Source organism: Flavobacterium sp. MMLR14_040 (assembly GCF_033657265.1).
Lineage (GTDB): Bacteria > Bacteroidota > Bacteroidia > Flavobacteriales > Flavobacteriaceae > Flavobacterium.
The window spans coordinates 1-13,493 of record NZ_JAWVWO010000025.1; the positions used below are offsets into that span (position 1 = coordinate 1).

The following is a 13,493-nucleotide window of genomic DNA, read 5'->3' on the forward strand; positions in this document are numbered from 1 at the left end:
TCTTATTCTTTTGTTCTAACATCTCTGTTAAAACGGCTGTCAATTCAATATGTCTACGAACGTGTTTCAATTTTATTTCGCTTGTATTTCAAAGCGGGTGCAAAAGTAGAAAACTTATTTCTAACTGGCAAATGTTTTTTGAAGTTTTTTTTAAGAAAATTTTACTTTCCTTTTCCACTTCTTATTTACCAATCTGTCAATGAACTTTCCGTGTTTTGCGGGGTGCAAATGTAACTTCTGTTTTTAAATCTCACAAGCTTTTTTGAATCTTTTTTTGAAAAAATTTTTCTTTCCAAAATTCGTTTGCTTGTCAGTATTTCAGTGAACGTCTATCGCTGTTGCGGGTGCAAAAGTAGCACCTTTATTTACATTTACAAGCCTTTTTTTTATATAATTGCAATCTTTTTTATAAAGCGCTGGTTTGGCGGTTTTTACAATGCAAAGTTTTTTTGGCTGTGTGGGAGTTTTGGTATCTTTTGCCCATGTTTTGCCTTGTTTTGCTTGGTTTTGCCGCAAAGGCACTAAGGCACGAAGGTTTTATGGTTTGCTTTTTTTATGGGTTCTTTGGGTTGAAAAAGTCTCAAAGCTGTATTTTGGACTGGTTTTGTTTCGTGAAAAGATGCCAGCTTTACTCTTAAACTCAGATTTTCTTCTCAAAACTACTGCCCTAGCCCCGATAGAAGTGGAAATCCTTTTGCTTTTTTCTTTAAAAAGCAAAAGATTGCAACGGATAGCGGGAATAGCTCCTTATAAAAACTAAACTCCAATTCTGCAAAATCCAAATTTCAATTGGTGATGGAAAGAATCTTCTCCTTATATAGGTAGCAAAAAATAAACCCGACAGTTTTGAAAACTGTCGGGTAGGGAAGAGTAAATCTACTCTTATATATAGTATGTAAAAACATACCTTATATATAAGTATGGATAATTAGTTTAGAGCGTCGATTACTTCTTTAGTGATTTGGATGCTTTTTAGTTTTTTCTGATGATCAAAAATTGGGCTGGTTACCATTAGTTCATCAATTCTTGAATAGTCGATGAACTTTTTGAGATCTGTAATTAGCTGTTCTTTGTTTCCTGTGAAAGTACATGCAGTCATTTGATCGACATGAAAACGTTCTTCCTCGCCCATTATATCATCTAAAGATGGTACAGGTGGCTGTAGCCCTTTGCGATCGCCACGAATGAGATTTAAAAACATCTGATATAAACTTGTTGATAGAAATTCAGCTTCTTCATTTGTATCGGCTGCTATAATATTGACACATGCCATTGTCTTTGGCTTATCTAAAGTGGCGGAAGCCTGAAAATTTTCACGATAAAACTCGAAGGCCTGAATCATTTGACGTGGTGCAAAATGCCCTGCAAAAGCATATGGTAATCCATAAGCAGCGGCAAGAGCTGCACTTTCCATACTTGAACCTAAAATCCAGATTGGAATATTTGAGCCTTCGGCCGGAAAAGCGCGCACTTTTGCTGTAGCATTTTCGACTGAAAAATAATCCTGAAGCTTGCTTACGTTTTGCGGAAATCGCTGCGCCTGTTCAAAAAAGTCTTTTCTAATTGCTTCGGCAGTTGGCTGGTCTGTTCCGGGCGCTCTACCTAATCCCAAATCAATTCGGTTTGGATAAAGCGTTTCTAAAGTTCCAAATTGTTCGGCTACTACTAAAGGGGAATGATTTGGCAACATGATTCCACCCGAACCTACACGGATATTTTGAGTTTGTCCAGCAATATATCCTATTAAAACGACGGTGGCGGTACTTGCAACATGTGCCATATTGTGATGTTCGGCCAGCCAAAAACGCTTGTAACCTAATTGATCCGCGAGTTGGGCTATGTCTTTTGTTTTTTGAAATGTTTCTTTTGCATTGCTATCTTGTGTGATGATAGCGAGTTCTAGTATGGAGATTGAAATTGGGTTTTTCATGAAAATTTTTGATTTATACAAAATTAATTCATTTATAGAGATGTCTTTTCTTTTCTAGTGTTAATAGAATTATAATGTTTTGCTGTGAAGTTAAAACGATAACAAATAAATATTTTAATAATTAATTATCGTTTTACAATAATTAATTATACATTTGCAACAACAAAACTAATTTAAGCGCAAATGAAAACCACCCATATTGTTTCTAAAATATTATTTTACGTTACTCGATTTCTGGCTATTGTTTATTTTACATTATCATTTTATTCTTTGCTTACTTTAAGTACGGGATGGTTTTTGAATTTTAAAGATGACGGAAAGTATTTCCAGATTTGTTATCCTTTTACAAATCATCCGCTAATGTTGGGAGATTACAATCTACCTTATATTATTTTTGATTTTCTATCGCCTTTAAGTCTTTACGGACTTTTCTTTTTATTGATTAGCAATGTGTTTAAAGTGTTTTTTCAGCCTAAATTATTTACTCAAAATGGTATTAAACATTTGAGAAGATTTTATTTGGGTAATTTATTTTTACCTGGTATCATCATATTTATTTCTTCTATTTTTGTTTCGCTTGATAATGAGATCTCAATATTTATTGTATTACATTTTATGTTGGGGATATTTGCTTATTTTTTAGCTGCTATTTTTAAACAGGGATTAAATCTTCAGAACGAACAAGACTTATTTATATAATCATGCCAATAATTGTAAATGTTGATGTAATGCTCGCGAAACGCAAGATGCAAAGTAAAGAGTTGGCTGAGAAACTAGGAATCACACCTGCCAATTTATCGATTCTTAAAACCGGAAAAGCCAAAGGAATCAGATTTGATACTCTGGAAGCTATTTGTAAAATTTTAGATTGCCAGCCCGGTGACATTTTAGAGTACGCAAGCGAATAAATCTTTTTAAATCTTAACAAAAAAAATCGACTCTTTGATGTCGACAGGGATTCTATTGCCTAATTTTTTTTAATAATTATTTCAATCAATCATAAATCAATCAAAAAATGAACAGTTTATCAATCAAAAATCTCAGCAAAATGTATGAGAACGGCACGCAGGCAATAAATGAGGTGTCGCTGGAAATTACTAACGGAATGTTTGGCTTGCTAGGGCCAAACGGAGCCGGGAAATCGACTTTAATGCGAACGATTGCAGCTTTACAGGAACCAACTACGGGAATTATTGAATTTAACGGCGTCAATATTCTTGAAAACCCAACGTTTATCAGACAGCATTTAGGATATCTACCACAGGAATTTGGGGTTTATCCTAAAATTTCGGCTTATCGTTTATTAGATCATTTAGCGATTTTGAAAGGAATGGTGAATAAACAAGAAAGAAATGATCAGATTCTAACTTTATTACAGCAAACCAATTTATTGCAATACAAAGACAAAGCGGTTCATTCGTTTTCTGGCGGAATGCGTCAGCGATTTGGTATTGCACAAGCCTTGCTGGGAAATCCGAAGATTATTATTGTCGATGAACCAACAGCTGGTCTTGATCCCGAAGAAAGAAATCGGTTCAATAATCTTTTAAGCGAAATTGGCGAAAGCATTATTGTGCTTTTGTCTACTCATATTGTTGAAGATGTTCGGGATTTGTGTACCAGAATGGCACTTATTTCAAGTGGAAAATTGATTTTAGAAGGCAATCCAACTGAAACAATCCATTTGTTGAAAGATAAAATCTGGATGAAAGCGATTCATAAATCTGAATTAGCAGAATATAAAACACATTTGAATATTATATCCTCGCATTTGAATTCGGGAAAATTGAATATTCATGTTTTTTCGGATCAGCAGCCAGATTCTGGTTTCAACTTAATTTCTCCTGATTTAAGTGATGTTTATTTTACTGTTTTATCAAATCAACTTAAAAAATAAGGTTATGCTTTTAAAATTAATACAATTTGAATGGCATAACAATACCAGAAACTGGAGTTTTTATGCCACATTTTTAGCTTACATAATCTTGGGATTTTTTATGAGTGCTTTTGCGAATTTTTCTTTTTCAGGCGCTTATAAAAATAGTCCTTATGTGCTTACTTACGCCATTGGCTTGATTTCTTTGACGACGATATTCTCGATTACGTTGCAAGTTGCGCAAAATTTTCTAAAAGAATATGAAACTAAATTCGACTCAATTATCTTCACCACTTCTATTTCTAAATTCAATTATTTAGGAAGTAAAATTATTGTCGCTTTTAGTATTGCCGTTGTTTCTTTTGGAATGTTTATTATCGGAATGGTGATTGGACATCAAATGCCCTGGCTTTCAAAAGATGAAATCGGTCCTTTTTATATTATTAATTATCTATGGCCTTATTTGGTTTTGGTAATTCCTAATATATTATTGTGCCTCTCTATTTTAACGACTTTGGCTTGGTTAACCCGAAGCAAACTCTTTATTTATGTTGGTGGTTTTCTGATTTACATTTTATATATCGCGGGTTCACTTTTCTCTAACTCTCCTATTTTTGCAAATGCATCGCCTTCATCTGCTGCTGCGATGTCTTTTGCTGCAAAAATAGATCCGTTTGGATTGGCTGCATTTTTGGAACAAACACGATATTGGAGTGCTATTGAAAAAAATAATAATCTTCTGGAGTTGTCAGGTAATTTTTTATTGAATCGAATACTGTGGATAAGTGTTTCTTTTTTATTATCATTTCTCTCTTATAAATTATTTTCTTTTCGAAAGATAAAAGTGAAAAAGGCAAAATCATCTAAGGTTTTAAAAACTGAAACTGCTTCATTTTCTATAGAATCTCCAAAAAATATCGAATGTAGAACTTTTAGACACAATTTCCTGGTTTTAAAAAGCTACATCAAAATGGATGTTTCCTTAATTATAAAAGGAATTCCGTTTCTTTTAATTTTACTTTTATTTTCTGGATTACTTTTAATTGAAATTTCAGATGAGATTGATGGCGGAATGAGATTGGCGCAAAACATAACCAATACGGCTTTGATGATTAGTACAATTATGGATCGTTTGCCTTTTATTCTCATTATTGTTTTACTTTTTTATAGTAATGAATTGATAAACCGAAGCGAAACTTCCCGATTTGAAATGTTGGAAAATTCAACTCCGTATCAACAGACGATAGTTTTAGGTTCTAAAATCATTTCACTTTTTACAATTCCGCTTCTTATAATTGCTTTCAGTATTTTAATTGGTTGTGGCTTTCAAATTGTTCGTGCAAATGCTTCTATAGAATTTGGACTCTATTTTTCTCTATTCTATTTTTTAGGTTTTCCTATTTTAATAATTTCTGTTTTAATTGTTTTTATTCAAACTGTTATATCTAATAAATATTTAGGTCTTTCGGCAGCGGCTCTTATTACGCTTTTGATAAGTAGCGGAATTGGGGAACAATTAGGGATTTTACATCCTTTATTAAGATTTGGAAATTCTTTTAAAAGAGAGTATTTTGATTTGAATGGTTTTGGAAAATATACTATTCCGTTTCATGTTTCGATGTTGTACAATTCTGGATTGGCTTTGATTTTATTAATTTTCACAGGAATTTTATGGAAACGAAATACTTCAATCCTGAAATCATTCCGAAGACATTCGTTTAATTCCTTTCAAAAAATAACTTTTGCTTTAGGAATTCTTCTTTTTATTGGTTTTGGAATTTATTTGTTTTATAAAACTAATATTGAATATCCGTATTTAACTGAGGAAGACCAGAACAATTGGAGCGAACAATATGAGTTGAAATTTAAAAAATATATTAATTTACCTCAACCAACGATAACTTCCGTTAAAAGTAATGTTGCTCTGTTTCCTGAAAAAAATAGTTATGAAGTGTCCGGGAAATATCAACTGATTAATAATTCTAAAAAACCAATTGATAGTTTACTCCTATATATAGATCGAAATTCAAAACTAACTTCAATTGAAATTCCGGATGCTGAAAAATTAAACGACGTTTCTCAATTCAATCATTATTGGTTTCGTCTAGCAAAACCGCTTAAACCTCAACAAAAAATGGAAATTTCATTTTCATTTAAATCAGGCTGGTCTCCGTTTAAAGGTCATACTTCTTTTAATTCGATTATAGAAAATGGTTCTTTTATGCGAATAAGTCGTTATTACCCAACTTTTGGTTATCAGGATTCGAATGAAATCAGCAGTAAAAAAGAACGTTTAAAAAGACATTTGAAACCTCAAACTCCACTAAAAAAACTAGAAGATAAAACACCAATTCCGTATAATTTTATTGATTATGATGCTGTGGTTTCTACTTCAACAAATCAAACTGCCATTGGTGTTGGTGATTTAATTGCAAAGTGGGCAAAAAACAATCGCAGTTATTTTCATTATAAATCAAATGGAAAGATTCCGTTTCGGTTTGCTTTCGCTTCCGCGGAATATCAAATTCAGCAATCAGATTATAAAGGAATTGCAATAGAAGTTTATTATGATAAACGACATTCCCGAAATGTTCCTAAACTGATACAAGATTTAAAAACCACTTTGGATTATTGTCAAAATAACTTTGGAAAATATCCTTATGAAACGATTCGCTATGTCGAAGTTTCTGCTTTCGCCGATGGTTTTGCTGCAACTTCTTATCCTTCGTCAGTATTTATGAAAGAGAATTTTGGTTTTTACAGTGATCTTTCCCATAAGTATAAAGAAGATGTTATCAACCAATTAACAGCGCATGAACTATCTCATGAATGGTGGGGAAATGCACAGATTAGTTCGGAACAAAAAGAAGGAAGCTGGATTTTGACCGAAACTTTAGCGCAATACACTGAACTCATGCTTTATGAAAAAGAACATGGTGTAGAGAAAACTCTTGAAACTTTAAAAATTCATCTGGATTTGTATTTAAGCAGCCGAAGTTACGATCCGGAAACACCTCTTTATAAAACAAATTACGATACACCGCATTTACCTTATGATAAAGGAATGCTTGTGATGCATCAATTGCAAATGTTAATCGGAGAGAAAAAATTAAATCTTGCCTTAAAAAACTTTCTGAATCATTATAAATATCCCAACCAAATTCCTGATTCTGAAGATTTATTAAAAGAAATTTATTCGGTAACTGATCAAAAATTATATTACAAATTAGATGAAATGTTTAAACAAATAATTACGTATTCATCTAATATTGTTTCGACTGAAAGCAATAAAAAGAATAGTTTTTATGAAATTTCTTTTAAAGTAAATTCTAAAAAATATTCTGAAAATGCAACCGGAAAAAGAAAACTGATTAAAAATGATTCTATAATTGATATTGGTGTTTACGATGAAAATGGTAAATTATTCTCTTATCCTTTTTTAATAAAAAACAATGTGGTTGAGGGAAAAATTAAACTTTTAACCAAACCTCAACTTATTGTTGTTGATCCGTATTTAAAAAATTTTGACACCTTTATTAAGGACAACGAAAAGGAAATTAACTAAAGTTTTGTCAAAGATTAGATTTTATTTCAGCAACTAATTAGTAAAAATCTGCGAAATCTGTGTGTGTTTTTATCTTAATTCATTTCTCTTTTAATTTCTAATTTCTTGATTTTTGAATTTAATGTTGATGGATGAATATCCAGGATTTCAGCGGCTCCGCCAATTCCGGATATTTTTCCATTGCATTTTTTCAGAATGTATAAAATATAATCACGCTCATTTTCTAAAATGGTTTTGATTGAAAATGATTCGTTTGCTTGTTCTGGATGCATTTTTGAAGATGTAGAAAGTTCAATGTCTTTAATTGTATTTCCGTCTGTAAGTAAAATAGCCCTTTGTATTACGTGTTCTAATTCACGAATATTTCCCGGCCAATTGTAATTTGTAATTTGCTGTAACGCAAAATCTGAAAGTAATGGAGATTTTCGCCCCATTTTTTCACTATATATTCTTATAAAATGATTCGCTAACTCAGGAATGTCTCCTCTTCGTTTTTTAAGCGACGGAACTATAATCGGGAAAACATGCAGGCGATAATACAAATCCATTCTAAATCTTCCGGCAGCTACTTCTTCTTCCAAATTTTTATTGGTTGCAGCAATTATTCGAACATTTATTTTTATAGGCGATGCTCCGCCAATTCTCTCGATTTCTCTTTCCTGCAAAACACGCAATAATTTTACCTGAAGTTCCATTGGCATCTCTCCTATTTCATCCAGAAAAATTGTTCCGCCATCGGCCAGTTCAAATTTCCCAATTCGTTTATCCATCGCTCCGGTAAAAGCACCTTTTTCATGACCAAAAAGCAATGATTCGGCCAAATTTTCAGGAATTGCACCACAATTTATAATTACCAAAGGTTTATCTTTCCTGGGCGACAATGCATGAATGCTTTGTGCTATCTTCTCTTTTCCCGTTCCGCTTTCTCCTAAAACTAAGACTGAAGTATCAGATGGTGCGACTTTTCTAATATAATCAAAAACAGTAATCATTTGAGGACTATTTCCAATAATCCCTTCAAAACCAATTGTTTTATCCGCGGGTTTTTCTTTTTTAATAATTGCTTCTTTTTGATCTGAGTCTGCATTTGTTTTGGGATACATTTTAGTAATAAACTGAACAAATGTATTTTCTAGATTACTCAAAACATTTATGTTTTCTGGAGAATAAACATTAAAATTTCGACTGTAAAAAGTAAAATGAAATTTTTGAATTGCTGCAATTGAAAGAGGAAAAACCAAATAAGATTTAATTCCAAAATTATGCGATATCAAACCTTTTATAGGTGCAACCTGAAAATTATTGATTAATGATTCTTCACTATAAACAACAGGCTTTAAATCTATTTTTGATTTTTTATAAGTCTCGTCTAATTCTTTTATAGAAATATCGGCAATTTTTGAAAACTTTTCGGGATTAATAATCTGGTAATCATCTATATTTTTACGCATGACGCCCAAATTTGCATAATGCGCTGTATTTAAAAAACCAACTTCTAAATAATCAAAAGAGATAAAAGTCTGCACCACTTTTGCAAATGCCAACAAAGCATCTTCCCATTTAAGATTGGATTTTATAATTTCTGCAATATTATTCTGCAACTGAAACTGCTGCATTAATTGCGATTCTAAACTATATTCCTGACGGTAAAAAGCAATTTCCAACGTTGTTAAAACATCCTGCTCGCGAAATGGTTTCACGATAAAACCATAAGGCTGGGTAATTTTAGCCTGATCTAAAATACTTTTGCTTGAATTGGCAGATATGTAAATGAATCCAATATGGTTTTCTTTTAAAATTTGAGCCAGTTCAATTCCGTTTCTGCTTCCTTTCAACATAATATCAACAAAAACCAAATCCGGTTTTTCTGTTTGAATTTGTTCCAAAGCCTGATCAACAGAACGTGAAATTCCGATTACTTCGTAATTTGCCTTTTCGAGAATTAACTGCAAATCATGAGCTTCAATAAATTGATCTTCAACAATTAAAATTCGTTTTTTTAAAGTAGGTTGAGATGAATTATTGGGAAACTCAGAAACCGTTTTCATAATTGTGGCATTTTTAGTGTTATAAACCTATAATTTGTTGGTATAAAATTAGTTAATTATTACAACTAAAATAACATTTTTATCAAATATAAATCATTAAAAACAACTTTAATGTGAATTTTCTTCATGTTTTTTCATAAGATCAGCTATCATTTGCTTTATATTTGTTTACAAAAACTTCCAAAAAACTAATTCTCACCAAATTATGAAGCAATTCTATTCTCTCTGTTTTTTACTCTCCATTATTCTTCCATCTTTGGCGCAAAATTCAGCATCAGTTGCTAAATATGATTTAAAGAAAAAAAGATTGCTCATTCAGGCTAGTTCAATGTATTTGTATAATGCTAATCAGGGTGCAATAGATGCAGACAGTGCTGTTGTTTTAGCTTGTAAAGCTTATAAATTACCTGTTTCATTAGCTTATGATGAAGGATTTAATGATGGCGGAAAACTAATTGGAAGCGAGTTTCTTGAAAAAAGAAATTTTAAAATGGCAGTAAAACTCCTGTCTACATTAAAAGGCGAAAATCGGATTATCTTATTGCTTCAGCTTGGAAATTTTTATCTTTTTAAACCCGGTACTAAATTTGAAGATCTCGAAAATGCAAAAATTTATATTACAGAAGCAGTTCAGCTTAGTAATAAAATAAAAAAATGGCAATATCAAAGTTTACTCTTATTAGGTAAGTATTATTTTCAGGCAAATAATCAGGCTGAAGGGAAAAAATATTTTCTGCAGGTTATTACCGAATGCCGAAAACAAAATGATAAACTCGGCCTTGCTAATGCTTTAGATGCTTATGGAACTCTTTTATCCAACTTAGATCCTGAAAAAGAAAAAATTCTGCAAGAAGCTGTCTCACTCTATGCTTCTTTAGGATTAGAAGAAAAAAGGATCGAAAATTATATGAAGATTACGACCATTTATTTTTGGACTGGGAGAATCAATGAAGCGAAAAAAAGATTTTACCAAAATTTGATTGATCTGCGAAAAATTAATTTTACGCATCAGCAATTTGCAGAAACAACAATTGTTTTTATTGAACTAAATCAGCGTAACATCCCAAGTGCACTCTACTATGCATTAAAAAGTGTTAAAAGAATGGAAACTGAAAAGGATTATACTTTTGGGGATATCTTTTATACTCGTTTGGGTGATGTATACCACATATACGGACATAATGAAGAGGCTCTTGAATTATATCAAAAAAGCATTAAAATTGGGCAACAAACCCTAAATAGTGGCACCTGGTACAAAAGTTTTTTAGCTGCCGTGGCCGCTTTGTCTCTAAAGAAAAACAATGAAGCTCTTGCTTATCTTAATACAGTAACTGCTGATTATCCCCCAAAAAGTATTTTTGATAAAATGCTGGTAGCTTTTACAAAAGCTAATTGTTACGCTACTTTAAAAAAGTATGATCTGGCAGAAAAATATTTTATCGAAATGGATTTTTATGCTAAACAATTAAAGACACCCGAAACCTTTAGAGAAGTTATTCATGCTTATGCCACGATGTCTTATTTTTACTCATTTACAAATAACGCACAAAAAGCCAAACTTTATGCCGATAAGGTTTTTATGCTCTCTAAAACCAACAATAAACATTACGACTCCGAAATTTTTCAGTATACATTGTATAAAATTGATTCCGCTAACGGTAATTATCTTGGTGCTTTAGAACATTACAGAAATGTAAAAAAACTAAGTGATTCTACACATGGCGTCTCGAAAACCAAGCAAATTGATGAGCTCAAAATTGAATATGAAACTAAAAATAAAGAACAAAAAATAAAATTTTTAAATGATCAGGATAAATTGCAAAAAAGTGAACTGCAAAAATCTAAACTTTTAAATAGTGTTTCTATCGGGAGTTTGATTTTATTACTTATTACAATTGGATTACTGTACAACAGATACCGATTAAAACAACGAAATCATGCCAAATTGGAACTAAAAGAAAAAGAAATCAACCAGAAAAATATAAACCTCAGACATTTACTGGATGAAAAAGAATGGCTTTTGAAAGAAATTCATCATCGTGTAAAAAATAATCTTCAAACGGTTATCAGTCTTTTAAATTCACAATCAGCATATTTGGATAATGATATGGCTTTGTCGGCCATAAAAAATAGTCAGCACAGAATTCATTCGATGTCATTGATTCATCAAAAATTATATAATTCTGAGAATATTTCGACGATTAACATGCCTAATTATATTAGAGAATTGGTCGAATATCTAAAAGAATCTTTTTCGCTTGGGCAAAGAATCAGATTTGAATTAAAAATAGATCAGCTGGAATTAGATGTTGCACAAGCCGTTCCGCTTGGGCTTATTTTGAATGAGGCCATTACCAATTCTATTAAATATGCTTTTCCTGATGAACGAAACGGGATGATTTATGTAACACTTGAAGCAACAACCGAGAATCATTATTTATTAACAATTTCGGATAACGGAATTGGAATTGATACTGATTTTAGTGCCAAAAAACTAAACTCGTTTGGAATGAGTTTGATAAAAGGTTTAAGTGATGATTTAGAAGCTAAATTTTCGATGGAAAACAATAACGGAACTATTTTGAAAATTGAATTTTCACAAGAATTTCCAATGAATAAAAAAGAAAAGTAATTTAAAACCTAAATTTGTAATGTTAAAATGAATTTCGATTTTAACCTTTTCCTAAAATGATACACAAAATTTTAATTATAGACGACGAAGAAAAACTTAGAAGTCTATTGGCACGCATTATAAAATCGGAAGGATTTGAAGTTATTGAAGCCAAAGATTTAAAATCAGGTTTTAAAAAATTGGAACAAACAGATATTGATGTCGTATTGTGTGATGTAAAATTACCGGATGGAAACGGCGTTGATTTTCTGCAAAATATAAAAGGAAGTTTTCCTTTGGTCGAAGTTATTTTACTTACCGCTTTTGGGAATATCCCAGATGGTGTTCAGGCCATGAAAAACGGCGCTTTTGATTATATTGTAAAAGGCGATGACAACGACAAAATTATTCCACTTCTTTATAAAGCTGTAGAAAAGGTACAATTACAAAAAAAAGTAAAACAGCTTGAAAAACGTATTGGTGATAAATATTCGTTTAATACTATTATAGGGAAATCAAAAGGAATTGAACAGGTTATTGATTTGGCAAAAAAAGTCGCCAAAACCGATTCGACTGTTTTACTAACAGGTGAAACCGGAACTGGAAAAGAAGTTTTTGCACAAGCAATTCATGAAAACAGTAATCGTGTTGGAAAATCTTTTGTGGCCTTAAACTGTAGTACTTTCAGTAAAGAAATTCTTGAAAGTGAACTTTTTGGACACAAACAAGGAGCTTTTACAGGAGCTTTAAAAGATAAAAAAGGATTTATTGAAGAAGCAAATGGCGGTACTTTATTCTTAGACGAAATTGGAGAAATGCCAATTGAACTGCAGGCCAAATTATTACGCGTTTTGGAAACCAGTGAATATATTCCCGTTGGAGATACGACTTCAAAAAAATCAAATTTTAGATTAATTGCCGCAACAAACCGAGATTTAAAAACAGAAAGTGATGAACATCGTTTTCGTTCTGACTTGTATTTTCGTTTGAATATTTTCGAAATAAAACTACCGCCACTGCGAGAAAGAATTAAAGATATAGCGTCAATAACTAATTATTTTGTCAAGCAATTTTCTGAAAAAACGAATAAAAAAACATTAAGTATTTCAGATGATTTTCTTCAGAAATTAGAAAATTATTCCTGGCCGGGAAATATTAGGGAACTAAAAAATGTAATCGAGCGTTCTGTCATTTTAAGCAATGAAGATATTTTAACTTCAGATGTTTTGCCTTACGAAATGCAGCATCAACCTGAAAAACCTACAAAATCAATGTCGGCTTTTTCGATGCAAAGCGTTGAAAAATTGCACATTCAGAAAGTTTTAAATTATACAAAAGGTAATAAAGCAGAAACGGCACGATTGCTGGAAATTGGGATTGCGACTTTGTATCGAAAGTTGGAAGAATTTGGGATTGAAAATTTAAAAATTTAAAAAATCCCAAATTCCAAATTCTAATATCAG

9 protein-coding genes are annotated in these 13,493 nt (G+C 31.7%); 7 read left to right on the forward strand and 2 right to left on the reverse strand.

Translation table 11 applies throughout. The annotated features are described in order from the left end of the window. Positions 1-421 precede the first annotated feature (421 nt). Complete coding sequence (locus tag SD960_RS21325) at positions 422-760, forward strand: hypothetical protein (protein ID WP_318805886.1); 339 nt, start codon at positions 422-424, stop codon at positions 758-760. Positions 761-928: 168 nt separating this feature from the next. On the opposite strand, the gene SD960_RS21330 is transcribed toward SD960_RS21325, so the two are convergent. Further along, positions 929-1,930, reverse strand: coding sequence for an LLM class flavin-dependent oxidoreductase (locus tag SD960_RS21330; protein WP_318805887.1), 1,002 nt, complete (start codon positions 1,928-1,930; stop codon positions 929-931). A 183-nt stretch (positions 1,931-2,113) separates the two neighbouring features. On the opposite strand from SD960_RS21330, the gene SD960_RS21335 reads away from it, so the two are divergent. The 4 genes from SD960_RS21335 (at position 2,114) to SD960_RS21350 (ending at position 7,371) form a co-directional block, all read left to right on the forward strand. Then, on the forward strand, positions 2,114-2,629 hold the full coding sequence (locus SD960_RS21335) for a DUF2975 domain-containing protein (RefSeq protein ID WP_318805888.1): 516 nt from the start codon (positions 2,114-2,116) through the stop codon (positions 2,627-2,629). Positions 2,630-2,631: 2 nt separating this feature from the next. Further along, positions 2,632-2,838, forward strand: coding sequence for a helix-turn-helix transcriptional regulator (locus SD960_RS21340; RefSeq protein WP_318805889.1), 207 nt, complete (start codon positions 2,632-2,634; stop codon positions 2,836-2,838). A 107-nt stretch (positions 2,839-2,945) separates the two neighbouring features. Beyond that, positions 2,946-3,827 carry an ABC transporter ATP-binding protein gene (locus tag SD960_RS21345; RefSeq protein ID WP_318805890.1) on the forward strand — a complete coding sequence of 294 codons (882 nt, stop codon included), beginning with the start codon at positions 2,946-2,948 and terminating at the stop codon, positions 3,825-3,827. Between the two features lie 4 nt (positions 3,828-3,831). After that, on the forward strand, positions 3,832-7,371 hold the full coding sequence (locus tag SD960_RS21350; protein ID WP_318805891.1) for an ABC transporter permease/M1 family aminopeptidase: 3,540 nt from the start codon (positions 3,832-3,834) through the stop codon (positions 7,369-7,371). A 74-nt stretch (positions 7,372-7,445) separates the two neighbouring features. On the opposite strand, the gene SD960_RS21355 is transcribed toward SD960_RS21350, so the two are convergent. Further along, positions 7,446-9,419, reverse strand: coding sequence for a sigma 54-interacting response regulator (locus tag SD960_RS21355; protein ID WP_318805892.1), 1,974 nt, complete (start codon positions 9,417-9,419; stop codon positions 7,446-7,448). Between the two features lie 205 nt (positions 9,420-9,624). Between SD960_RS21355 and SD960_RS21360 the strand changes: the two genes are divergently transcribed. Next, positions 9,625-12,051 (forward strand): sensor histidine kinase, encoded by a 2,427-nt coding sequence (locus SD960_RS21360; protein ID WP_318805893.1) that lies wholly within the window; start codon positions 9,625-9,627, stop codon positions 12,049-12,051. A gap of 56 nt (positions 12,052-12,107) precedes the next feature. After that, positions 12,108-13,463, forward strand: coding sequence for a sigma-54 dependent transcriptional regulator (locus tag SD960_RS21365; RefSeq protein WP_318805894.1), 1,356 nt, complete (start codon positions 12,108-12,110; stop codon positions 13,461-13,463). The last annotated feature ends 30 nt before the right edge of the window (positions 13,464-13,493 follow it).

What these genes read in the sequence shown, in the direction of transcription:
- SD960_RS21335 (WP_318805888.1), top strand. Translation starts at nt 2,114, where the DNA reads ATGAAAACCACCCATATTGTTTCTAAAATATTATTTTACGTTACTCGA.
- SD960_RS21355 (WP_318805892.1), bottom strand. Translation starts at nt 9,419, where the DNA reads ATGAAAACGGTTTCTGAGTTTCCCAATAATTCATCTCAACCTACTTTA.
- SD960_RS21360 (WP_318805893.1), top strand. Translation starts at nt 9,625, where the DNA reads ATGAAGCAATTCTATTCTCTCTGTTTTTTACTCTCCATTATTCTTCCA.
- SD960_RS21330 (WP_318805887.1), bottom strand. Translation starts at nt 1,930, where the DNA reads ATGAAAAACCCAATTTCAATCTCCATACTAGAACTCGCTATCATCACA.
- SD960_RS21345 (WP_318805890.1), top strand. Translation starts at nt 2,946, where the DNA reads ATGAACAGTTTATCAATCAAAAATCTCAGCAAAATGTATGAGAACGGC.
- SD960_RS21340 (WP_318805889.1), top strand. Translation starts at nt 2,632, where the DNA reads ATGCCAATAATTGTAAATGTTGATGTAATGCTCGCGAAACGCAAGATG.
- SD960_RS21365 (WP_318805894.1), top strand. Translation starts at nt 12,108, where the DNA reads ATGATACACAAAATTTTAATTATAGACGACGAAGAAAAACTTAGAAGT.
- SD960_RS21350 (WP_318805891.1), top strand. Translation starts at nt 3,832, where the DNA reads ATGCTTTTAAAATTAATACAATTTGAATGGCATAACAATACCAGAAAC.